Origin of the sequence: Bacillus sp. FSL R7-0646, from assembly GCF_037969865.1 — a bacterium.
In the GTDB taxonomy this organism is placed as follows: domain Bacteria; phylum Bacillota; class Bacilli; order Bacillales; family Bacillaceae; genus Bacillus; species Bacillus licheniformis.
This window is the reverse complement of sequence record NZ_CP150217.1, coordinates 3479289-3503114: the sequence shown is the minus strand read 5'-3', so window position 1 is coordinate 3503114 and position 23826 is coordinate 3479289. Positions and strand designations below refer to the sequence as shown.

General features: G+C 48.4%; 22 protein-coding genes and 1 other annotated feature. Of the genes, 19 read left to right on the top strand and 3 right to left on the bottom strand.

The window, feature by feature from the left end:
* Positions 1-3 precede the first annotated feature (3 nt).
* The 9 genes from MKY62_RS18315 to MKY62_RS18275 are packed head-to-tail and all read left to right on the top strand — an operon-like array spanning position 4 to position 9264.
* Positions 4-1107: an EpsG family protein gene (locus MKY62_RS18315; RefSeq protein WP_003185509.1), complete on the top strand. Its 1104-nt coding sequence runs from the start codon at positions 4-6 to the stop codon at positions 1105-1107.
* Between the two features lie 59 nt (positions 1108-1166).
* Positions 1167-2198 (top strand): glycosyltransferase, encoded by a 1032-nt coding sequence (locus MKY62_RS18310; protein WP_011198336.1) that lies wholly within the window; start codon positions 1167-1169, stop codon positions 2196-2198.
* An 11-nt stretch (positions 2199-2209) separates the two neighbouring features.
* On the top strand, positions 2210-3289 hold the full coding sequence (locus MKY62_RS18305; protein ID WP_011198335.1) for a polysaccharide pyruvyl transferase family protein: 1080 nt from the start codon (positions 2210-2212) through the stop codon (positions 3287-3289).
* Positions 3286-4305, top strand: coding sequence for a glycosyltransferase (locus MKY62_RS18300; RefSeq protein ID WP_009329620.1), 1020 nt, complete (start codon positions 3286-3288; stop codon positions 4303-4305). Before MKY62_RS18305 ends, MKY62_RS18300 begins: the two co-directional genes overlap by 4 nt.
* 41 nt (positions 4306-4346) lie before the next feature.
* A complete protein-coding gene (locus MKY62_RS18295) occupies positions 4347-5858 on the top strand; it encodes an MATE family efflux transporter (RefSeq protein ID WP_223307124.1) in 1512 nt (503 codons plus the stop codon).
* Positions 5859-5878: 20 nt separating this feature from the next.
* The gene (locus MKY62_RS18290) at positions 5879-6481 is read left to right on the top strand and encodes a sugar transferase (protein WP_003185499.1); all 603 of its coding nucleotides are present in this window, start codon (positions 5879-5881) and stop codon (positions 6479-6481) included.
* On the top strand, positions 6481-7107 hold the full coding sequence (locus tag MKY62_RS18285; RefSeq protein ID WP_003185497.1) for an acetyltransferase: 627 nt from the start codon (positions 6481-6483) through the stop codon (positions 7105-7107). Before MKY62_RS18290 ends, MKY62_RS18285 begins: the two co-directional genes overlap by 1 nt.
* 23 nt (positions 7108-7130) lie before the next feature.
* Positions 7131-8276, top strand: a complete 1146-nt coding sequence (locus MKY62_RS18280) for an aminotransferase class I/II-fold pyridoxal phosphate-dependent enzyme (protein WP_003185495.1) — start codon at positions 7131-7133, stop codon at positions 8274-8276.
* Between the two features lie 10 nt (positions 8277-8286).
* A complete protein-coding gene (locus MKY62_RS18275) occupies positions 8287-9264 on the top strand; it encodes a polysaccharide pyruvyl transferase family protein (RefSeq protein WP_003185493.1) in 978 nt (325 codons plus the stop codon).
* A gap of 15 nt (positions 9265-9279) precedes the next feature.
* Here MKY62_RS18275 and yvfG read toward each other — a convergent pair whose 3' ends face one another.
* Complete coding sequence (yvfG, locus tag MKY62_RS18270; RefSeq protein ID WP_003185491.1) at positions 9280-9495, bottom strand: protein YvfG; 216 nt, start codon at positions 9493-9495, stop codon at positions 9280-9282.
* A gap of 70 nt (positions 9496-9565) precedes the next feature.
* Between yvfG and rpoN the strand changes: the two genes are divergently transcribed.
* On the top strand, positions 9566-10879 hold the full coding sequence (gene rpoN / locus MKY62_RS18265; RefSeq protein WP_003185489.1) for an RNA polymerase factor sigma-54: 1314 nt from the start codon (positions 9566-9568) through the stop codon (positions 10877-10879).
* 33 nt (positions 10880-10912) lie between these two features.
* Here rpoN and lutP read toward each other — a convergent pair whose 3' ends face one another.
* A complete protein-coding gene (lutP, locus tag MKY62_RS18260; protein ID WP_003185487.1) occupies positions 10913-12604 on the bottom strand; it encodes an L-lactate permease LutP in 1692 nt (563 codons plus the stop codon).
* Between the two features lie 207 nt (positions 12605-12811).
* Here lutP and MKY62_RS18255 point away from each other — a divergent pair, with 207 nt between their 5' ends.
* From MKY62_RS18255 to MKY62_RS18230, 6 genes are all read left to right on the top strand, one after another.
* Complete coding sequence (locus tag MKY62_RS18255) at positions 12812-13552, top strand: FadR/GntR family transcriptional regulator (RefSeq protein ID WP_003185485.1); 741 nt, start codon at positions 12812-12814, stop codon at positions 13550-13552.
* Positions 13553-13694: 142 nt separating this feature from the next.
* Entirely contained in the window at positions 13695-14411 is a 717-nt protein-coding gene (locus tag MKY62_RS18250; RefSeq protein ID WP_011198333.1) for a (Fe-S)-binding protein, read from the top strand.
* 43 nt (positions 14412-14454) lie between these two features.
* Positions 14455-15888, top strand: coding sequence for a LutB/LldF family L-lactate oxidation iron-sulfur protein (locus MKY62_RS18245; RefSeq protein ID WP_003185481.1), 1434 nt, complete (start codon positions 14455-14457; stop codon positions 15886-15888).
* Positions 15885-16607, top strand: a complete 723-nt coding sequence (locus MKY62_RS18240; RefSeq protein WP_016885729.1) for a lactate utilization protein C — start codon at positions 15885-15887, stop codon at positions 16605-16607. The genes MKY62_RS18245 and MKY62_RS18240 overlap by 4 nt, the downstream gene beginning before the upstream one ends.
* 333 nt (positions 16608-16940) lie before the next feature.
* Complete coding sequence (locus MKY62_RS18235; protein ID WP_003185478.1) at positions 16941-17630, top strand: ABC transporter permease subunit; 690 nt, start codon at positions 16941-16943, stop codon at positions 17628-17630.
* Positions 17630-18556 carry an ABC transporter ATP-binding protein gene (locus tag MKY62_RS18230; RefSeq protein WP_003185476.1) on the top strand — a complete coding sequence of 309 codons (927 nt, stop codon included), beginning with the start codon at positions 17630-17632 and terminating at the stop codon, positions 18554-18556. Before MKY62_RS18235 ends, MKY62_RS18230 begins: the two co-directional genes overlap by 1 nt.
* A gap of 176 nt (positions 18557-18732) precedes the next feature.
* Here MKY62_RS18230 and MKY62_RS18225 read toward each other — a convergent pair whose 3' ends face one another.
* Positions 18733-19206, bottom strand: coding sequence for a hypothetical protein (locus MKY62_RS18225; RefSeq protein ID WP_003185474.1), 474 nt, complete (start codon positions 19204-19206; stop codon positions 18733-18735).
* A 314-nt stretch (positions 19207-19520) separates the two neighbouring features.
* Positions 19521-19777 (top strand) — a binding site (T-box leader).
* A 60-nt stretch (positions 19778-19837) separates the two neighbouring features.
* On the opposite strand from MKY62_RS18225, the gene MKY62_RS18220 reads away from it, so the two are divergent.
* From MKY62_RS18220 to MKY62_RS18210, 3 genes are all read left to right on the top strand, one after another.
* Positions 19838-21205: an amino acid permease gene (locus MKY62_RS18220; RefSeq protein WP_011198332.1), complete on the top strand. Its 1368-nt coding sequence runs from the start codon at positions 19838-19840 to the stop codon at positions 21203-21205.
* Positions 21206-21344: 139 nt separating this feature from the next.
* Positions 21345-22352, top strand: coding sequence for an LLM class flavin-dependent oxidoreductase (locus MKY62_RS18215; RefSeq protein ID WP_003185470.1), 1008 nt, complete (start codon positions 21345-21347; stop codon positions 22350-22352).
* Positions 22353-22753: 401 nt separating this feature from the next.
* Positions 22754-23794, top strand: coding sequence for a sugar-binding transcriptional regulator (locus tag MKY62_RS18210; RefSeq protein WP_003185468.1), 1041 nt, complete (start codon positions 22754-22756; stop codon positions 23792-23794).
* Positions 23795-23826: the final 32 nt, after the last annotated feature.

Here is a 23826-nt window from a genome sequence, read left to right as displayed (position 1 = left end):
TGTATGGCTGTCTACATGTTGAATATGGGGATTGTTTTCGTCTGGTCATGGTTTGCGAAAATGTACGGCAGGGAAGATCACAGGCTGCCGACGGGCTACCGTCCGAATGCGATCCTCACCGTCGTTCCGCTCGCGTCTTTGATTATCGTTGCCGGCTTAAGATACAAGGTCGGAACGGATTACCACACATATATGCTGCTTTACGAATTAGCCGGAAAATACAACAGCATTTGGGAGATATTCGGTTTCGGAACAGGCAAGTCGTCGACGGACCCGGGATTTACCGCACTCTTATGGATTTTAAATCAGATTTCAGCCGATCCGGCGCTCATGTTTGCCGTCGTTGCCGCGATTACCTATATCTATATTGTCAAGACGCTTTATGTGTATGGAAGGCCGTTTGAATTGAGCATGTTTCTGTTTATCGGCATGTTTCACTATTATGCTTCGTTTAACGGCATTCGCCAATACATGGCGGCGGCCATTCTGTTTTGGGCGGTGCGGTATCTGATCGATGGGAAGCTGGTGCGCTATATGATCGTTGTACTGATCTGTTCGCTTTTTCATTCTTCGGCTTTGATCATGATTCCGGTTTATTTCATCGTCAGAAGAAAAGCGTGGTCGCCTGTCCTCTGGTGCCTGATGCTCGTCTTTTTGGCGGGGACTTTTCTGTATCAAAAATTTCTGTCCGTATTCCTAGTCGTGCTTGAAAACAGTCAATACGGACATTATGAAGAATGGCTGATGAAGAATACAAACGGCATGAACGTTATTAAAATCATCGTTCTTCTTCTCCCGCTCGCACTTGCCTTTTGCTTCAGGGAGCAGCTCAGAAAGCGCTGGCCCGAAGTCGATTATATCGTAAACCTTTGTCTGATCGGTTTCCTGTTCGGAATTTTGGCGACAAAGGATGTCATTTTTGCGAGGTTCAACATTTATTTCGGGCTCTATCAGCTGATTCTCGTTCCTTATTTTGTACGGATTTTTGAACCGAAATCAAACGCGCTTCTTTATGTTTTGATTTTGATCTGTTACTTCTTATACAGCTTTATGCTCATGCCGTTCGACTCGTCGGTATTGCCGTACAGAACGATTTTTGAACGTTGAATAGCGGAAAGACCGGACATTTTAGGTCTTGTAAAAATTTCGTCAAAGGAGTCATCACATTGGAAAATCCAGCAGTTAGTCTACTGGTCGCTGTTTATAATACAGAAGCTTTTTTGCCGAATTGTTTGCAGTCGCTGATCAGCCAGACCTTGAAAAATATTGAAATCATTATCGTCAATGACGGTTCAACAGACGGAAGCCAGAAGATCATTGATCATTACGCCCGAAAGGACGGGCGCATTAAAACGATTCAGCAGGACAATCAGGGCCTCGGCGCTGTCCGCAATAAAGGCATCGAAGCGGCGTCAGGCGAGTACTTGGCATTCATCGACTCCGACGACTGGATTGAGCCGGACTATTGCCAGTCTATGTATGAAAAAGCGAAGGATGAGGATGCCGATCTTGTCATCTGTGATTATGCCGTTGAAATTCAGGATACCGAAAAAACGGTCTGCCCGGACATCGGGAAGAACTATGAAGGAAAGCCGAAAGAGGCATTTATGAAGGATTTGTTAAAGGGTAAAGTAAGCGGCTTTTCCTGGAACAAGCTCTACAGGCGGAGTCTGATTGAGCGGCATAAGCTCGTTTTCCCGCTCCGCGACGAGCTGGAAAACATCGAAGATCAATATTTCAGCTTCAGATGCCTTCTATATGCGAATACCGCGGCGTTCGTGACTAAGCCGCTTTATCATTACAGGGTCCACCTGGCGTCCATCGTCCAAAAGTATCAGGCAGGGCTGTTTGAAGACGGTCTCGCTCTTTATGAAGCAAACCTGGACTGCCTGACAAAGCACGGAGAGCTCCCGGCTTTAAAGGAGGCGCTGCACGTCTTTATCGTCAACCACGGCTGCATCAGTATTTTAAATGAATGCAAGAGCCGAAACAAAAACCCTTCAATAGAAAAATATAAAAATATCCGCAGCATATGCGCCTGTCCGGAATTCAGGGGGAAAATCTCCGCAGTGGACATGTCGGCATTCGATTCCAAGAAGAAGCTTTTGCTTATGCTGATTCGCTTGCGGTTGATGCCGGCAGTGTATGGATTTGCGGCCATTTACCAGAAAATGATCGAGCACAGAATGAAGAAATAGGCGGTGAGGAAATGACCTTTCAGGAACTGAAGATCAATCTTGCAGAATGGCTTTTGCTCAAGGTGAAATATCCTTCTGAATATGTGATGGGAACGCCGGGTTTAAGGCGCTTTGAACAATATAAAGGCAAGAAAAAAATCATTCTGACTTTAATTCCGTCCCATGATAATTTGGGAGATCATGCGATTGCCCTGGCAAGCCGCACATTCATAGAAAACGAGTTTCCCGATTTTGAGTTAATTGAAATCGGCATTAACGATATTTACAAACATGCAAAAGCGCTCATGCGCATCCGCCACCCCGAGGATATGGTATTCATCATCGGCGGAGGAAACATGGGGGATTTGTACCGCAATGAGGAATGGACGAGGCGCTTCATTATCAAAACATTCAAGCATTATAAAATCGTCCAGCTCCCGGCAACTGCGCACTTTTCCGAGACGCTCCGCGGCAAAAAAGAGCTGAAAAGGGCGAAAAAAATCTACAACTCCCATCGCCGGCTGTTCATGATGGCGCGCGATGATACAACCTATCAATTTATGAAACAGCACTTCTCAAACCAAACGATTGTAAAGCAGCCTGATATGGTGCTTTATTTAAAGAAAGAACAGCAGTCTGAAAGAGAAGGTGTGTTGGTTTGTTTAAGGGAGGATAAAGAAAGCTTTCTCAGGCCGGAAGAGCGTAAAAAGCTGCTGAAGGCTGTCGGCGACGAGTATGGCGGTGCAAAAACTTTTACAACGACGATCGGCAGGAGGGTCAGCCGCGTGTCCCGCGAGAAGGAGCTGAACCGGCTTTGGGATCAGCTGAGAGGCGCGGAGGTCGTCGTGACAGACAGGCTGCACGGCATGATTTTTTGTGCGATAACAGGAACGCCGTGCGTCGTGATCCGCTCTTTTGATCATAAGGTGCTTGAAGGCTTTCGCTGGCTGAAAGACGTTCCTTCGATGAAGCTTGTGGAAAATCCCGATGCGGCAGAGGTTCTCGGCGCAATCGAAGAGCTGGTCAAGACCGGTGACTCGCATCGTGAGACCCCGGCAAGGGATCATTATTTCGCAGATTTAAGACGGAAAATTATGGGTGATGTCCAATGAAGCCATTTATCAGTATCATTGTTCCGATGTACAATGTCGAAGATTATATAGAAGAATGCGTCGATTCGCTGCGCAGGCAGACGCTGAAAAATATTGAAATCATCCTTGTTGATGACGGCTCTCCCGACAGATCCGGGGAGATAGCCAGAACGTACTGCAGCCTGGATGCCAGAGTGAAAGTGATTCATAAAAAAAACGGCGGGCTGAGCTCGGCGAGAAATGCCGGTCTTCAAGCCGCGACAGGAGATTATGTCGGGTTTGTCGACGGTGATGATTTTGTATTGCCTGCCATGTTTGAAAACATGTACGCCGCTGCCAAAAAAGACGACCTCGATATCGTCATGTGCGGGTATCATAAACATTCCGATACGGAAGACGCCTACTTCCCGCCGCCGCTGCCGACCGATCGCCTCTTGTTGAGCTGGGATATTAAACGCGAGCTCAAAAAGGCGCACGAAACCCGCTTCATCTGGTATGTGTGGCGGAATTTGTACAGGCGCGACCTGCTGAAGAAAAACCAGCTGTACTTTTTTGAAGACATTCGTTTTGCAGAGGATTCGCCGTTTAATTTGTACGCCTTTTATGCAGCGAAACGAGTGAGAGCGATCGATGAAGGCTACTACATGTACAGGTGCAACCCGGACAGCCTGACAGAGGCGCCGTTTAAACCGTACATGGATGAAAGCCTGAAAAGGCAGTACCGGGCGAAAAGGAGATTCTATGAGACGTTTCAGCTTTTGGATGAATGTGCGGACGATTTGGAAACGTACACATGCAAACATCAAATTCCGATGCTTTTAGCCAATGCCTGTGCGGAACCGAAGCCTTCAAAGCAGGTGAGGCGGCACATTAAAGACATTTTGTCTTACCGGATGGTGCAGTCGTGCGTCAAAGCCACGTCTCTCCGCAACCGCAACCTGTTAATCGGCCAGCGGCTCGTTTTATTGCTATGCAAGCTGAATATTCCGATTCTGCTCGAATTGTTTTTTAAACGAAATCTGCCCAGTAAGGGATGAGCCTTTTGAATAAGACATTTGTTTTGAATCTCGGCGCCAATATGGCGTCTTTTTTATTATCGGTGCTGTTTTCGATGTGGCTGACGCCTTACGTCATCAAGACCCTCGGTGTTGAGGCGTTTGGATTTGTCCATCTTACACAGAATATGATCAATTACTTTTCGATAATTACGGTCGCCCTGAGCGCGGTCGTTGTCCGGTTTTTTTCTGTTTCCGCCCACAGGGGAGCGCTTGATGAAGCGAGAGGCTATATGAATACCTATATCGTTTCATCACTGGTGCTTTCAGTCATCTTGTTTTTTCCGCTCGGCGGCACGGTGTTTTTTATCGATCAGATCATTCGCGTTCCCGCCGGTCTTTTGGGGGATGTGCAGGTCGCGCTTTTGATCGGCAGCCTGCTGTTTTTATTGACCTTTGTGATGTCGGGGTTTGCCGCCGGTCCGTTTTTCGCCAATAAAATCTATATTACGAGCACGATCCAAGCCATCCAAATGCTGATTCGCGTTCTGAGCGTATTGTTGATTTTCGCGTGGTTTGCACCGAAGATCTGGCACATTCAGCTCGCCGCTCTCATCGCAACCGCTTCGGCGTGCATCCTGTCGATCTTTTTCTTTAAGAGATTGATTCCATGGTTTACGTTCCGGGTGAGGGATATGTCGTTTGCAAAGTGCAAAAAACTGCTTCAGGCGGGAGGATGGAGCTCCGTCAGCCAAGTCGGCATCCTGCTGTTTCTGCAAATCGATTTAATGGTGGCGAATGTGATGCTGGGGGTTTCCGAATCCGGCATGTACGCGGCGATCATTCAGTTTCCGCTGTTGTTGCGGACGCTTTCGGGAACGCTAGCGGCCGTATTTTCACCTACGATTACACTCTATTATTCAAAAGGCGACAAAGAAGGGCTCGTCCGTTATGCCAATCAGGCCGTCAGGTTTAACGGCATCCTGCTCGCTTTGCCGGCGGCGCTTCTGGGGGGGCTTGCCGGCCCGTTTCTGTCGCTTTGGCTCGGCCCTTCATTCGAACATTTGAAATGGCTCTTACTGATACATGCGGGCTATTTGGTTGTTTCATTAAGCCCGGCGCCGCTGTTTTACATCTTTACCGCCTATAACAAGCTGAGAACACCGGCGCTGACCACGGTTGCCTTCGGCGTTGTCAATTTGCTGCTTGCCATCGTGCTGAGCGGCCCGGCGGGACTCGGCCTTTACGGAATTGCGCTGGCCGGTGCGGCAGCTTTAACGCTGAAAAACGTCGTCTTCACTCCGATTTATGCATCAAAGATTACGGGTGAAAGAAAAAGGGTCTTTTATAAAGGCATATACGGGCCGGTTGCCGGCGCTTCATTTACTTTGGCTGTCTGTTACGCTCTTCAATACTTATTTTCGATCGTCAGCCTGCTGTCTTTGTTTGTCACGGCACTGGCTGCGACGTTGGCTTACGGCCTGTTTGCCTATTTCGTCATGTTGACGAAAGCGGAACGGCGCATTGTCACAACGAAGCTGCAAGCATACCGGTGTTCTCTATCCTTCCCGTTTCAAAAGGGATTTTTTAAATAAAAGAAAGGGGTGCGTTTTTCGTGCTAGCGAAACGGTTTTTCGATCTTGCATTGTCAGTTATTTTGCTGGTCGCGCTCAGTCCGGCCATGATTCTGACGGCTTGTCTCATCAGATGGAAAATCGGCTCGCCTGTTTTATTTCGCCAAACCCGTCCGGGGCTGAATGGCGAGCCTTTTACATTATATAAATTCAGAACGATGACTGATGAAAGAGATGCAGCAGGCAATCTGCTAAGCGATGAAAAGCGGCTGACAAAGACGGGGCGGCTGATCAGAAAAACGAGCCTTGACGAATTGCCGCAGCTGATCAACGTTATCAAAGGAGACCTCAGCCTCGTCGGGCCGCGCCCGCTTTTGATGGAGTATATCCCCCTTTATACGAAGCGGCAGTGGAGACGCCACGAAGTCAAGCCGGGCATCACGGGCTGGGCGCAGATCAACGGGAGAAATAAAGTGACATGGGAGGAAAAATTTGAACTCGATGTCTGGTATGTGGATCATCGTTCTTTTTTGCTTGATCTCAAAATCCTTTTGTTGACTGTCGTAAAGGTTTTGAAGTCGGAAGGCGTCAGCCAGGACCGGCATGTGACAGCAGAAAAATTTACAGGGAGAAGGAATGCCTGATGCAAAACGTGGTGATCATCGGAGCCGGCGGCCATGGGAAAGTCGTTCGGGAACTTGTAAAAGAGCGGCCGGATACGGAGCTTGCCGGTATTCTTGATGACCGGTATGCGGAGCTTCATGTTGAGAACGGTCTGTATCGAGGGCCTTCAGCTGCCGCAGAAGAACTTGCGCGGCTTCATCCGGACGCGAAGTTCGTCCTGGCTGTCGGCCAAAACAGCATCAGACAGCAGCTGTATGAACGCATTGGTCTTCCGCTTGACCGGTATGCGGTTTTGATTCATCCCTCTGCTGTTGTCAGCGGTTCGGCCCGGATTCAAAACGGCGCCGTTGTTATGGCATCGAGCGTCATCCAAGCGGATGCAGACGTCGGCATCCACGCGATTGTCAACACAGGTGCGATCGTCGAACACGACAATCGGATCGGCGATTACGTTCATCTTTCGCCCGGAACGGTGTTAACCGGCGGCGTGACAGTTATGGAAGGCGCTCATCTCGGCGCGGGAACGGCGGTCATTCCCGGAAAGACAGTCGGACGCTGGAGCGTGACGGGAGCGGGGGCAGCCGTGATTCACGACATTCCTGATAATTGCACCGCAGTCGGAGTCCCTGCAAGAATGATCAAATAACAGCAGTAAAAAGGGTGAAAAACATGAGTCAGAATAAGCGAATTTATTTATCACCGCCGCACATGAGCGGAGACGAGGAGCGCTATGTAGCCGAAGCGTTTCGGACAAACTGGATCGCGCCCCTCGGTCCCCTTGTCGACACATTTGAAGAAAAGCTTGCCGCCTATGCGGGGACGTCCGGAGCCGCGGCAGTCAGCTCAGGAACAGCTGCGATCCACCTGGCCTTGAAATTGCTCGGCGTCGGCAAAGGCGATACGGTCTTCTGCTCTTCTTTTACGTTTGTAGCGAGCGCCAATCCGATCATATATGAGCAGGCTGAACCGGTTTTCATTGATTCTGAACGGGATACATGGAACATGTCGCCCGAGGCGCTTGAACGGGCGCTTGACGAAGCGGAGCGGGCCAGGAATCTCCCGAAAGCCGTCATCGTCGTCAACTTGTACGGCCAAAGCGCGAAAATGGACGAGATTATGGCCATTTGCGATCGATTTGCCGTGCCTGTCATTGAAGATGCAGCCGAATCGCTCGGTTCTGTTTATAAAGGCAGAAAAAGCGGGACCTTCGGACGCTTCGGCATTTATTCGTTCAACGGTAACAAAATCATCACCACATCGGGCGGAGGAATGCTGGTCAGCGATGATGAAGACGCGTTGAAGAAGGCGCGCTTTTTAGCCACTCAGGCGCGCGAGCCAGCCATTCATTATCAGCACGAAAAAGCGGGCTACAATTACCGGATGAGCAATGTTCTGGCCGGAATCGGCATCGCACAGCTCGCCGTTCTGGATGACCGGGTACATGCCAGACGGGCGGTTTTCGAGCGCTATAAGGAGGCGCTTTCCGGTATCGAAGGTATAGAATTCATGCCTGAGGCCGGCATGTCAAACCGCTGGCTCACGACATTAACGTTAGACACAGCAAAGATTCAAACAACACCGGCGGACATCATCGAACAGCTCGCAAATGAAAACATTGAGGCCCGCCCGTTATGGAAGCCTTTGCACAGACAGCCCCTTTTTAAAGGCGCGGCCTTTTATCCGCACGATGACCAGGGCTCTGTCTGCTGCGACTTATTTCAGCGCGGGCTCTGCCTGCCGTCAGGATCAAGTATGACGCGAAAAGAGCAGGACCGGGTAATTCAAATCGTTGCCGACCGGATTAAATATAAATGAGGTGCTAAACATGGCGATTACATATTCCATGGACAGCTTAAAGCATAAGCTGGCAGAAATTTTGGATGTCATTCCAAGGCATTCATCAGTCGTTTACTTGGACTACCCGCTATACGGAAACGTCGGGGATCTATTGATCATGAAAGGAACGGAAGCTTTTTTTGAAGCATACGGCATCAAGGTGCGCGAAAGATGGAATGCGGAGAATTTCATTCCGGGCCGCCGCATTCCAAAGGACGCCATCATTGTTTGTCAGGGGGGCGGCAATTTCGGCGACTTGTACCCTCACTTCCAGCAGTTCAGAGAACGGGTGGTCGAACATTACCCGGACAACCGGATCGTCATTCTGCCGCAGTCGATTTATTATGAGCATGAAGAAAATATAATAAAAACGCGCGGCATTTTGGCGGCTCACCCGGATCTGCACTTATTCACGCGGGAAAAGGCATCATTCGATTTTGCCGTCAAGCGTTTCGAAGAGGTGAAAAACATCAAAATGATGCCCGATATGGCTCACCAGCTCTGGCCGATCGCGGCACCTGCCGAAAAGCCGTCCGAGTCCGTTCTGCGGTTGATCAGGACCGACAAAGAAGCCAACAGCAGCCTGCAGAAAGCAGGGGAGCCGGACACGTACGATTGGAACGTCATCTTATCAGAAGGCGACAAACGCGGAATCAAACGCCTGCAGACGATCAATGTCCTCAACAAAAAAGCGGGCAATCCGCTGCCGATCGCTTCTTATTGGAAACGCTTTTCGGACAGCCTCGTCGACAAATCAATCCGTTTCTTCAGCCGCTATGAATCAGTCGTTACTTCAAGGCTGCACGGCCACATCTTATCGTGCCTGCTCGGAAAAGAAAACGTAGTGATTGACAACTCCTACGGAAAAAACGCGAATTACTACAATACATGGATGAAAGACATCCCGAATACGAAACTGATTCAAAACCATCAGACAGAAGCAGAAAAACCGCCTGTTCACGTATGACAGGCGGTTTTTTTGCTATGCTTCTTCACGCTTTACTTTGTTGTAGGCTTCATCCAAATGCTGAATCCGTTTTAAAACGACGGCGTTTTTTGTCAGCTGGTCTTGCACAAGCGTTGAAACGACTGAACGGTAGTAGCTGTTCATCGCGTGGATTTTATCCTCATTTGGATGCATTTCAATATGGGTTTTAAAATTTTCTATGAAATAGGGCACGGAGAAAAGCTCTGTCAATGGTAACACTCCTTTTTTAAGTCTATACGGTTCGGAACCGATCGTGTAAACTAATAGTGGGAGGGGAGATATGATGAACTTGCATGTACAGCAGCAGCAAACGGCAAAACTTCACTTGACGCAAGGGCTTGCCCAAGCCATTCATATGCTTCAGTATTCGTCGGCCGAGCTGAACAGCCGGATTGATGAACTCTCATTGGAAAACCCCCTGATCGAACGAAAAGACTCCGATATTCCCCGATCATTTTACCATAAAACGAATCGTCATTTGCAAAATGAAGGAATAAGCCGCTCTGAGACGGCCCATTCCCGTGAAGATGTTAAAAGCGCTTTGAAACGGCAGGCGCTCGATCTCCAGCTGTCAAGCCGCGAAAAGCGGGTTTTCAGCTATTTGGTCGAATCACTTGATCCAAACGGATATGTGACAGAAGACATCGCCTTTATCGCTTCCGAGCTGGCTGTCACCAGAGAAGAAGCTGAAGAAGTCTTGGGCAAGCTGCAGACTCTTGATCCGGCAGGCATCGGGGCGCGGTCGCTACAGGAATGCATCCTGATCCAATTAAAGCGTCTGCCCAAGGAGACGGCAAAAGCGGAAAAAGTCATTTCCTCATACTTTGACCTGTTTGCCAAAAAGGGATGGAAAGAGCTGTCAGAGAGAGCGGGGCTTTCGCTTTCAGAGCTTCAGGACATTCAAGACCTTGTCGCAGAACTGTCGCCGCGTCCCGGATTGATATATGGCACAGATGATGGCGAAGTCTATGTCGAGCCTGATTTAATCATTTCAGCAGAGGATGGAAAATTGGTGCTTGAGCTCAGCAGCCGTTCTTTTCCCGACATCCAGCTTAACGCGTTTTACGAGCCGTTTTTAGAGCGTCAGTCAAAAGACGAGGCGACCGCTTATATCTCTGATAAGTTCAAGCAGTGGAAATGGCTCGACAATGCCCTCAGGCAAAGACGGGAAACGATGCGGAGGGTGATGGCGGAAATCATGGTGCGGCAAAAAGATTATTTTTTAAAAGGGAAAGACGAACTGAAGCCGCTCACATTAAAAGAGATCGCTGATGCCCTCGGCGTTCACGAATCAACGGTAAGCCGCGCAGTCAAAGGGAAAATCGTGCAGACGCCTTTTGAGCTTTGCGAGCTTAAACGGTTTTTTTCGGCGAAGGTAAAGGACGCCGCTGACGGGCATGCGTCAAGTCACACAGTCAAAGCGCATCTGCGCCGGCTGATCGATGAAGAAGATAAAATGAAACCGCTTTCAGATCAGAAACTGGCCGACCTTTTAAACGAAAAGCACGGCGTTGTCATATCGAGGCGGACCGTCGCCAAATACCGTGATCAGCTCAATATACTGCCTTCGTCTGTAAGAAAGAGATATCAATAAAGAAGCCGTCCGGCACGAGCGCCGGCGGCTTTTTTACGGGATCATCCACGAAAACAGATGATGCTGCAGGAAAGTGATCATGCAAACGAGGAAAAGAAGAAACAGACTGTGTTTCAGTGTAAAGCGAAGCAAGTCGGATTCCTTTCCTGCCAGTCCGACGGCTGCGCAGGCGACCGCAATCGACTGCGGAGAGATCATTTTTCCTGTGACGCCGCCTGAAGAGTTGGCCGCCACAGACAGCACCGGCTCCATTCCGACTGACTGTGCCGTCATTTTTTGCAGGCTTCCGAACAGCAAATTGGCCGACGTATCTGAACCGGTTATAAACACACCGAGCCAGCCGAGAACGGGAGAAAAGAATGCGAACATTGAACCGGTCATCGCAAGGGACATGCCCAGTGTTGTGCTCATGCCCGAAGAATTGGTGACATAGGCAAAACCGACGACGGAAGCGATCGTTAATATCGGCTTGCCGAGTTCCTTCAGCGAATCTGTAAATACGGCGCCCCATTCTTTCCAAGGCATGCCTGTGACAAACTTTGTCAGTACGGCGGCAATCAGGATCGCCGTACCTGCCGATCCAGCGAGATCAAGTTTGTAAAGAGCCTCAAGCGGTTTTCCGGAACCATCGAGAATTTGATTGTGCAAAAAAGGCACGCCGGGTGCAAACGTCAGCCTGCCGCCGATATCATTTATGAACAGCAGCAATGGATTTGAACCTTCATAATGGCCCGTCAAGGCCTGTTTGACAGATGGAATTCCCCAGATGGAGACCATTGCCGTGAGCAGCAAAAACGGTGTCCATGCCTTGAAAATCTGCCCCGCCGAGTATGAGGCCTTTTGATGTTCAAGCTGCTGCGCCTCCGCTGCAGCGGCCATTTCCTTTTCTTGTGAGAATCTGAATGTCGTTTTCGGTTTCCAAAATTTTAAGAATACAGCGAGAGCGATAAGCGATACGATAGCTGACAAAATATCCGGGAGCTCAGGCCCCAGGAAGTTTGAGCTTACATACTGTGTAACGGCAAAAGAGACGCCCGACACGAGAATGGCCGGCAGCACTTCCAAAGCCCTTTTGAAACCGCTCATGATGATGATCAAATAAAACGGAATAAATACAGATAAAAACGGCAGCTGGCGTCCGACCATTTTTGAAATGTCCATCGCAGGAATCCCAGTCGGCCCTTCAACCGCGATAATCGGGATGCCGATCGCTCCGAAAGCGACAGGCGCCGTGTTGGCGATCAGGCATATGCCCGCCGCATACAACGGATTAAAGCCGAGGCCGACAAGCAATGCAGCCGATATCGCGACAGGGGCGCCGAAGCCTGCCGCACCTTCCAAAAATGCCCCGAATGAAAACGCTATCAAAAGTGCTTGCAAACGGCGGTCATCTGTGATCGACAATACCGAACTCCTGATGATTTCAAATTGGCCGGTTTTCACCGTAAGCTTGTACAAAAAAACTGAAGTCACGATAATCCAGCCGATCGGCAGCAGCCCGTAAACCGCGCCTTGCGAAGCCGACATCACAGCCTGCTGAGCGGGCATGCCGTATACGAAAACGGCCAGCACGAGTGCGATCAGCAAAGTCGTCAAGCCTGCTGTATGCCCTTTCATTCTTTTGATTGCCAGAGCCCAGAAAAAATACAAAATCGGTATAAGCGCTGCAAGCGAAGAGAGCAGCAAACTGTTCCCCAGCGGAGTATAATCTTGCGTCCATCCCATCTCCAATTCCCCCTTTGTTCGTCAAAAAAGCCTCATCTAGTCATCTGATGACATGATGATAAGACTGATCATTTAGCATTATATTTCTCAATGTCATAAATTACAATCTTTTTTTGCATGGAGCCGAAGTCTATATGTTCCAGACGGAAAGAACGGTATAATAAAAAATAGCGCATCATGCCCAGTCTGGTTACGAGGTGAAAAAAGTTGAAATACAAACAAATCAAGACGAAAAAAATATATGAAGAAGTCGCGGAAGCGCTTCTTGAATCGATTAAAAGCGGAGAGCTTGAGCCCGGCGACAAGCTTGACTCCGTCCAAGCGCTCGCCGACAGCTTTCAGGTCAGCCGTTCGGCCGTAAGGGAAGCGCTGTCCGCGTTAAAAGCGATGGGGATGGTCGAAATGAAGCAGGGGGAAGGGACGTATGTGAAAAGGTTTGAGCCTGAGCAAATTTCCATCCCCCTTTCGGCTGCACTTTTGATGAAAAAGAAAGATGTCGCTGAACTGCTCGAAGTCCGTAAAATACTTGAAATCGGGGCAGTTTCCAGTGCGGCTCAAAAACGCACGGAGGATGATCTCGGACGCATGCAGGAAGCACTTGAGGATATGAAGCTGGCGGACGGGAACGGCGAACTTGGCGAAAAAGCCGACCTCGCGTTTCACCTTGCGCTTGCCGGCGCTTCGCAGAACGATCTGCTGAAAGGCTTGATGAATCATGTGTCATCTCTCTTAATTGAGACGATGAGGGAGACGCGCAAAATTTGGCTGTTCTCGAAGAATACAACTGTTAAGCGCCTTTATGAGGAACACGAAGCCATCTATCAGGCTGTGAAGGAAAAAGACGGCCAAAAAGCGGAGCAAGCGATGCACAATCATCTGACAAATGTGGAAAATGTGCTGGCCTCATATTTTGAAGAAACGAAACAAGCCGACGAGCCGGCTATTTAAGCAGCAGTCAGCTGCACGGCCTGAGTGAAAACGAAAAAGAAACCCCTTTCAAAAAATTTTGCCAAGGTGTAAGATGGAGAAAGAGGGTTTTCTAACCAAGTCATCAGATGACCTGATTAATCGGGTTGGAGAGGGGATCAAGATGAAAGTATCACTGTTTATCACGTGTTTGGTTGACATGTTTCAGTCAAATGTCGGAAAAGCGACTGTTGAACTGCTGGAGCGGCTCGGATGTGAAGTGGATTTTCCCGAAGGGCAGATCTGCTGCGGCCAGCCTGCGTACAACAGCGGCTATGTCAAAGATTCCAAAAAAGCGATGAGACGGATGATTGAGACGTTTGAATCAGCTGAATACGTCGTCAGCCCTTCAGGATCGTGCGCTTTTATGTTCAAAGAGTACCCGCACCTTTTCCGGGATGAACCGGCCTGGGCGGAAAAAGCGCAGCGGCTGGCTGACAAAACGTATGAGCTGACCGATTTTATCGTCAACGTATTGAAGATTGAGGACGTCGGGGCGACACTCGAGAAAAAGGCGACTTATCATACGTCATGCCATATGACAAGGCTTTTGGGAGTCACGGACGCGCCGATGAAGCTGCTTCGGCATGTGAAGGGACTGGAGTTCACGCCGCTGCCGCGCAAACACGACTGCTGCGGATTCGGGGGCACTTTCTCGGTGAAGATGTCGCAAATATCCGAACAGATGGTCGATGAGAAAGTGGCGTGTGTCGAAGAAACAGCCGCCGACGTGTTAATCGGGGCGGACTGCGGCTGCTTGATGAATATCGGCGGGCGGATCGGGAGAAAGAACAAGCCGATTGAAGTCATGCATATCGCAGAAGTGCTGAACAGCAGATAAACAGACAATCCGGTCATTTCACAGATAGAGGGGGACATTCGTTATGGCAATGAAGATCGGAACGCAGAAATTTAAAGAGCGCGTGTCAGACGGGCTCGACAACGAGTTTATGAGGGGGGCCGTTTCAAGCGCGCAGGAGCGCTTGAGAGCGCGCCGTCTTGAGGCGGCAAAAGAGCTCGGGAACTGGGAAGAATGGCGGTCTCTGGCCGAAGAAATCAGGCAGCACGTGCTGGAAAATCTGGATTACTATCTAGAACAGCTTGCCGAAAATGTCGCCAAAAAAGGCGGGCACGTTTTCTTTGCGCAGACGGCTGAAGAAGCGACAGGCTACATCCGCGATGTCGTGAAAAAGAAAAACGGCAAAAAAATCGTCAAATCAAAATCAATGGTGACCGAAGAAATCAACATGAACGAGGCACTTGAAAGCGACGGCTGCGAAGTGGTCGAAACCGATTTGGGCGAATACATCCTCCAAATCGATGATCATGATCCGCCGTCACATATCGTCGCACCTGCTTTGCATAAAAACAAAGAGCAAATCCGCGACGTCTTCAAAGAGCGGATCGGCTACCGCAACACCGAAAAGCCGGAAGAGCTTGTCATGCACGCGCGCGCCGTGCTTAGAAAGAAATTTCTCGAAGCTGATATCGGCATTACGGGCTGCAATTTTGCAATTGCCGATACGGGATCTGTCAGCCTTGTCACAAACGAGGGAAACGGACGTCTCGTCACGACTATTCCGAAGACGCAGATTACCGTGATGGGGATGGAGCGGATCGTCCCATCATTCGACGAGTTTGAAGTTCTCGTCGGCATGCTCACAAGAAGCGCGGTCGGACAGCGGCTGACGAGCTATATCACGGCGCTGACAGGGCCGAGGCTGCCCGGTGAAGCGGACGGCCCGGAGGAGTTTCACCTCGTCATCGTTGACAACGGGCGTTCCAACATTCTCGGAACGGAGTTTCAGTCCGTCCTTCAATGCATCCGCTGTGCGGCCTGCATCAATGTCTGCCCCGTTTACCGTCATGTCGGCGGGCATTCTTACGGTTCGATCTATTCAGGTCCGATCGGGGCTGTATTGTCGCCGCTGCTCGGCGGATATGACGATTATAAAGAACTGCCGTACGCATCTTCGTTATGTGCGGCTTGCTCTGAAGCATGTCCGGTGAAAATCCCGCTTCATGAGCTGCTTCTAAAGCACAGGCAGCGCATCGTTGAAAAAGAAGGGCGCGCGCCGATATCCGAAAAGCTGGCGATGAAAGCGTTCGGCTTGGGAACTTCTGCGCCATCCCTTTACAAAATGGGCTCCAAATGGGCGCCGGCAGCCATGAAGCCGTTTAAAGAAGACGGCAAGATTACGAAGGGACCGGGTCCGTTAAAACAGTGGACCCAGATACGCGACTTCCCCGCGCCGAACAAGTCAAGGTTCCGCGACTGGTTTGAGGACAGACGGAAAGAGAAGGGGGAAGACAAATGACAAACGGAACAATCCACAACAAAGACGGCTTTTTAAACCGGATTGCTGAAAGGCTCGGCCGCAACAGGCGTTCTGCAGGCGTCACCGTTCCCGATTATATCCACCAGCCGCAGCACAGGGTATATCAAGGCTATACACAGGATGAGCTTGTCGGCGTCTTAAAGGACCACTGCCGGAAAATTCACACGGAGCTGATTGAAACAGATGTCATCGGCTTGCATGATGCCTTGTATGAACAAGCAGCGCGATTTGGAGGCGGGCCTGTCATGATCCCGAAAGATGACCGTTTTAAAGAGTACGGACTGTCAGGCCTGTTAACGGACAAGTGGCCGAATGAAGGGACGAAAGTGTGGGAATGGGATGCAGCGGCCGGAGATGAGAACATCCAGCGAGCCGAACAGGCTAACATCGGCGTGACATTCAGCGAGATCACGCTTGCTGAATCCGGAACGGTCGTCCTCTTCAGCTCAAAAGACAAAGGACGTTCCGTCAGCTTGCTGCCGACGACATATATCGCGATCGTCCCGAAAAGCACCATCGTCCCGCGGATGACACAAGCAAGCGCAATCATCAAACAAAAGATTGCAGACGGCGAAGTCATCCCGTCCTGCATCAACTATGTCACTGGACCGAGCAATTCAGCCGATATCGAAATGGACCTTGTAGTCGGCGTCCACGGCCCCGTAAAGGCGGCATATATAGTCGTGGAGGACCGGTAATTATCGATAGCAAAAAGATTAGCTTCATACTGAGCTAATCTTTTTTATTATGCGATATGACAATTCCGGCGCATACAGATTGAACGCATCGTTCTGCTTTTTTTGCCGATTATAAATAGTATATTAAAATGGTATTTTTATCGGATCGCCGGCTCTGCATACACATTTCTGCCGCAGGTCCAAGCCGCTTGCGAGATTTTTTATCTCATTTATAATCCACAGAAGCACCCCTGATAGAAAGAGTCTATTAAAATTTAAGGTAATGTTAAGGATAAGATTATTTCCCGATAATGTTCACTCACTATAATGGAGAATAGTGAAGGAGTGACTCATATGCGGGCAGTGTGTCTGAACGAATTTATCAGTCTTTTTAAAAGCATCAAGTCGATTATTGTCATTATTATTATGTTTTGGGTGAGCTATAAGACTGCGGGATTGATTGAACAGGCGCCTGCGGATGTCGTGCGGGAATTGGATTTAGGAAGCGATGCAGGCGCGATCGGAACGGCCGTTATCGTGTTTGCTCTCGGTTTCCTGTTTATCGCGGGGCTTTCCCATGACATGATCAACCGCGAAGTCCATACCCGGACGGTCAGATTTCTCGTGACGAAAACGTCGCGGATCAAGATCATTCTGGGAAAGTTTCTTGGCGTCTGGCTGTTTTGGTTTTTCTGCATGCTCGTTTCTTATGCCTTGGTGATGATCGCCTCAAAAGAGTTTTTATGGCTGAGTTATGCAGACAGCATGGCTTTTCTTACAGCTGCGATCTCTTTGAACCTTTTATTTTCGATCGTGATTTCAAGGCCCGCCGTGTCAATGTTTTTCGGAATCGTGTTTGCTCTCGTTTTTCCAGCGGTCAGTTTATGGGCTGTTTATTCAGAGAACGGCATGATCACCTGGTTTAAATATATAACGCCGTACTATTACTCCGTACTGGGCGGTTCTTTTATTTTCATCAACTTTGTCTACGCCGCCATCGTTCTTTGCGGTGCGATCGTTTTGTTTAAAAGGAGAGATTTATAATGAATGTGGTGATCGAGGCAAAAGGGCTGATGAAAAGCTACGGCGCCAAAACCGTCGTCAACCATGTCGACCTTCAAGTTGAAAAAGGAGAGATTTACGGATTCCTCGGCCGCAACGGTGCGGGGAAATCTACGTTTATGAATATGATCACAGGCATTATCCAGCCGACAGCCGGCAGTTTTCTGCTGTTAAATGAAGCTTCGATTGAAAGCGTCAAGCACCGCATCGGCGTTTTACCCGATTATTTGACCCTCTATGATTCAATGACAGCGGTCGGGCATTTGAAGTATTTTGCAAAGCTGAACGGACGGACCGTATCGACTGAGCGTTGCGAAGAAGTCTTAGAGAGGGTAGGGTTCACTGAGCATACTGAAAAAAAAGCGGGCGCGTATTCATTCGGTATGAAAAAAAAGCTCGGCATCGCCCAAGCGATCATCCATGATCCCGAGCTCATCTTTTTGGATGAACCGACATCAGGTGTTGATGCCGAATCGGCACTCCACATTCAAAAGCTGATTATGGATTTGCAAAAAGAAGGTAAGACGGTATTTATGACGTCACACAACCTGCATGAAATCGAGAAAATCTGTACACGAATCGCGATCATGAAAAACGGCCGCATTTTAATGGAAGGCACGCTCGATGAGTTAAGAAGGCATTTCATGTCGAACATAAGCGTTCACATCCGCCATTCGAATATTCCCGAGCAGCATTTCGGCCTGATCGACCGATTTCTTGAGTCAGCTGGTGAAAACGTTCAATTTAAGCACCATGAGATTTCGATCATCGTCAATTCAGAAGAAAAAATTCCTGCCATCGTCAGAGTATTAACGAACTGCAAGGTGGGAATCTACAGAATCCACGTCGATGAACCGTCGCTTGAAGACATCTTTATCGACAGCTCGGAGGAACGCGTTGTGTCTTGACACTATGGTGGGCTAATATTCCAGAAAGATTTTGACAGGCATGAGTTCGGCATTGTTCGGGCCTCATGTCTTTAATCTTGCTGACCCGTATGGCGCCACCGGATAGATCCATTAAATATACGACCAAAAAAAACGCCTTTGAATAAAGGCGTTTTCCATAAGGGGCGGCTCGGTTTCTAGTATTTCCACAAAATCGACATGTCGCCGGTTGTTGCTTCATCAATGACATTTCCGTCTTGATCCATTTTGACGAAGTACCTGCCTCCGTTTGTTACGTTTTTGTACTCGGTTTCTGATGTACCGTCATCGTTTTGCGTGAATTCAAATTGAACATCAGCAATGAGTGTGCCGCTGTTGAGGTCGACATAGTAAGAATGGAAGCTGACATGGCTCCAGTCATCTTTTTCGGCAGGAATGTCCGATATGACGCCGACCTTTTCAGCAGGATCATTGACGATCACACCGTAATCCTTCTGCAAATTGCCGGTTTCGACATCAGCCTCGTTTAAAATCTCTTTAATCTGGCTAAATTCAGCATCTGTAGGTGTTGTATACCTGTCTTCAGGAATGTCCTTCGCAAAGCTTACGGACGATGAACCAAAGACGAGCGTCAATACGGACAAGATCACCATAAACAAGAGTTTTTTCATGTTCTCTTCCTCCTTTAGCTGATGTTATGATTCGGTTCACACTCTATCATCGTTAAAATATTTTGTAAAGTTTGAATAATATTTCAATTTAACTATTTTTTTCGGGGGATATCTGCCGATTTTTACATTTTCCTTTTTTGGTTCATGCTCTATCATTATGAAAGTTGTGCATATCTGCCCTTGCATTTTCCAATAGAAAAGGCGATCTTCCTTGAAAAAAGAGAAAAATTTTAATTTTTATTTTTTGGCATCGGATTTGATGTTGACAAAGTGAAGATCGGCACGTATATTATATGAATATATTTCAGGCAGAAGAAAACACAATGAACGGGAGCAGTAAAAGATCGGCATTGGCAAAGAGAGCTGCGGGTAGGTGAGACGCAGACCAATGAACCTTTGAACTCGCCCGGGAGTGGACTGGCTAAAGGACGGACATCAATTCCTGAGGACTTTACGATTAACCTTCGTTAACAGGTTTGCACAGCATGGCTGTGCTTCGCAAAGCTGGATTCTTGGTATAGGATCAAAAAGAGTGGTACCGCGGTAAGCTTCAAAGCTCATCGTCTCTTTATCTTCAAATTGAAGAGGGAGACGGTGAGCTTTTTTATTTTAATAGAGGAAGTGAACATAGATGGAGAAAGACATGCAGAAGCTCGAGCGCACGATGACATCGCGGCATATTATGATGATGGCATTGGGCGGAGCGATTGGGGCAGGATTATTTAAAGGAAGCAGCAAAGCGATCGATTTGGCGGGGCCTTCGGTCATGATCCCCTACTTGATCGGCGGCGTGATTTTGCTGTTTATTATGCAGGGGCTGGCCGAGATGGCTGTCCGAAACAGCGAAGCCAGAACATTCAGGGATCTGGTTCAATCGATATTAGGGCCGTATGCCGCTTATTTTTTGGACTGGATATACTGGAAAATGTGGGTTCTCAATATTGCGGCTGAGGCTGTTGTCGCCGCGATGTTTTTGCAGTACTGGCTGCCGGGGCTGCCGATTTGGGTGCTGGCGCTGTTCGTTTCACTCGTCATTACGAGCGTGAATTTGCTTTCTGTCAAAAGCTTTGCCGAGACGGAATACTGGCTTGCTCTCATTAAAATCACAGTGATTGTCGTCTTTATTATATCCGGATTTATCTTGTTATTTTTCTCTTTTGGACAACATTCGGCTGTCGGCTTTACTCATTTGACAGACCATGGCGGCTTCTTCCCGAATGGCGCCGGAGGGCTGATTACAGCCATGCTTGTCGTGATCTATTCCTACGGCGGAACGGAAATTATCGGGGTGACCCTGGCGGAAACCAAAAATCCTGAGAAGGTTGTGCCTAAAGCCGTGCGGGGAACGTTAACGCGCATTATTGCTTTTTATCTTCTGCCGTTTTTCGTGATCGTCAGCTTGATTCCATGGAATCAAGTGAACGGGGTGTCGGAGAGTCCCTTTGTCATGGTCTTTAAGATGATCGGCGTTCCCGGAGCGGATCATTTGATGAATGCGGTCATTTTACTGGCGGTCATTTCTTCTATGAACTCAGGGCTTTACGGCGCCTCCCGTATTTTGTATACACAGGCGTCAGACGGAAGAATGCCGAAAATCTTTTCGAGGCTTTCTGCGAGAAAGGTGCCGGTTTATTCGATTCTATTATGCACTTCGTTCTTATACTTGGGCGTATTGTTTTCACTATTTGCCGGCAGCCAAACGTTTGAATATTTGATGGGGTCTCTCGGCTATACCGTCCTTGTGATCTGGATGCTGATTGCCGCCGCCCATTTAAAATCGAGGAAACGGAATCAAACAGCTGGAAACGGCTACTATGTCAAATGGTTCCCTTATACGACTTGGGTGGCAATCATTTCGCTGACAGCCATACTGATCGGTGTCATCCTGACCACGTCGATTGTCATTACATTGGTGACGGCGGGGATCTATTTGCTCATTAGCGCTGCTTATTTCTTTAAAGGAAGAAACCAGACAGCCGGCCAAACGGCCGCTTCTTAAAAAAGGGCTTGCCTCCCAGCGGAGGCAAGCTTTTTATACATTAGTTCGATTTTTTTCGAACTAATTTCTTTTATTCACCGGGACGATTATGTTATCGTCTAATTACATGACCACTACACTTCAGGAAGAAGGAAAGACAATGTCAGAACAGCATTTCAAAAATACGAAGTATTCCGTATTAAATCTGTCTCCTATCGTACAAGGCGGAAATGCGGAACAATCTTTTAAACAATCTATGGATTTGGCGCAGCATGCCGAAAAATGGGGGTACCACAGGTTCTGGCTGGCTGAGCACCATAATATCGAAGGTGTTGCAAGCTCGGCCACCTCTGTTTTGATCGGCTATATCGCCGGAGGTACTAAGAAAATGCGCATCGGCTCGGGAGGGATTATGCTGCCGAACCATTCCCCGCTCGTCATCGCCGAACAGTTCGGAACGCTTGAATCCCTTTATCCCGGCAGAATCGATTTAGGACTTGGACGCGCTCCGGGCACTGATCAATTAACAGCGCGCGCATTAAGAAGAAACATAAGCAGCGGGGAGGATTTTCCCGAGCAGCTTGAAGAACTGCGGCAATATTTTAAGCCGTCGGGCAATGTAAGAAATCATGTGCGCGCCATACCGGGAGAAGGGCTTGATGTGCCGATTTGGCTTCTCGGTTCAAGCGGATTCAGCGCCCGGCTTGCCGGGGAGCTCGGTTTGCCGTTTGCATTTGCGGCTCATTTTTCGCCCGCCAATACGCTGCCTGCCTTGGAACTGTATCGGAGTTCGTTTAAGCCCGGCGTCTTGAAGGAGCCTTATGCGATGGTCGGGGTTACCGTTATCGCAGCCGATACGGATGCGAAAGCGCAGCGCCTGGCAACGTCGCACTATCAGAAGTTTTTGGATCTTGTCCGCGGCGCTCCGACACAGCTTAAGCCGCCTGTAGATGATATGGAACAGATTTGGACGCCGCGCGAAAAAGCGATGGTGAACGAGCAGCTCAGCTCAACGATCATCGGCGGGCCGGACAGTGTGAAAGAAAAGCTTGAAGAGTTCATCCGGACGACTCAGGCGAACGAGATCATGATCAATTCAGAAACATTTGACCATGCTGACAGACTTCGCTCGTTCGAAATCATTGCAGATGTATGGAAAAACGGATAAACGCAAAAAAGCAACGGAACGGAAAAACCGCCCGTTGCTTTTTTGCTGGTAAGTACGTATTTTAGCAATATATTTATTTTTGAAATAGCTACAATATAATCTAGAAAAATGCCTGGAAGAAATCGAACAGCTTTGCATGAAATAAAAGGGCTAATTTTCATTGAGGCACGTTTTTATGAAATATGTATAATATAGAAATTATCAGGAACAATAATTAAAACAGAAGTGTGAACGTTCGCGCGAATGTTGTCGATGAATTGTTTCTTAACAGTTGAATAAACATTTTAACCCTGTTACAATAAGGAATGTAAGCAGGAGTAATTTTTTTTGGCTGAGGTGGGACGTTTTCAGTCACTGCGGGACATTATTCGTCCAGGATGAGATGAAAGGAACGTTTTGGCATGAATCAACTAATACAGGCTCAGAAAAAATTATTGCCGGATCTTCTCGATGTCATGCAGAAAAGGTACAAAATTTTGCAGTACATAAGGCTGACTGAACCGATCGGCAGAAGAAGCCTTGCTGCCAGCCTCGGCATCAGCGAGCGGATTTTAAGGGCGGAGGTTCAGTTTTTAAAAGAACAAAATCTACTAGAGATTAAAACAACCGGCATGATATTGACACCTGAAGGATCCGACCTGCTGAAAGTTCTCGAAGATACGATGAAGGACGTTTTAGGTTTAACTCATTTGGAAAATACATTAAAAGAGAGGTTGAACCTCGACGAAGTCATCATTGTATCGGGAGACAGCGACCAGTCCCCATGGGTCAAAAAAGAGATGGGGAGAGCGGCCGTCGCATGCATGAAAAATAGGTTTACGGGGGAAAATATCGTCGCCGTAACCGGAGGTACGACACTTGAGGCCGTGGCAGAAATGATGACGCCTGACTCGAAAAACCGCAAGCTGCTTTTTGTTCCGGCAAGAGGCGGACTGGGCGAAAACGTCAGGAATCAGGCCAATACGATTTGCGCCCATATGGCCGAGAAAGCTTCCGGTACATACAAACTGTTATTTGTGCCGGGGCAGCTGAGCAAAGAAGCATATTCTTCTATCATTGAGGAACCTTCTATTAAAGAAGTGCTTCAGACGATTCAATCATCCAGTATGGTGATTCATGGAATCGGGGATGCTAAAACAATGGCAGAACGAAGAAATACGCCAAAGGAAGATTTGAAGAAAATAGAAGAAAATGAGGCAGTTGCAGAAGCGTTCGGCTACTATTTCGACCGCCACGGGGAAGTCATTCACAAAGTGCACAGCGTAGGCATCCAGCTTGAGGATCTCGATTCGATCCCGAACATCATTGCGGTGGCGGGAGGCTCGTCAAAAGCTGACGCCATAGAGGCATACTTCAAAAAGCCGCGCAATACGGTTTTGATCACTGATGAAGGAGCCGCAAAACAGTTATTAAGGGAAGCTTCTTCCCTCAATATAAATTAAATATCTCTTATTTACTTAAAGGAGGAAATCAT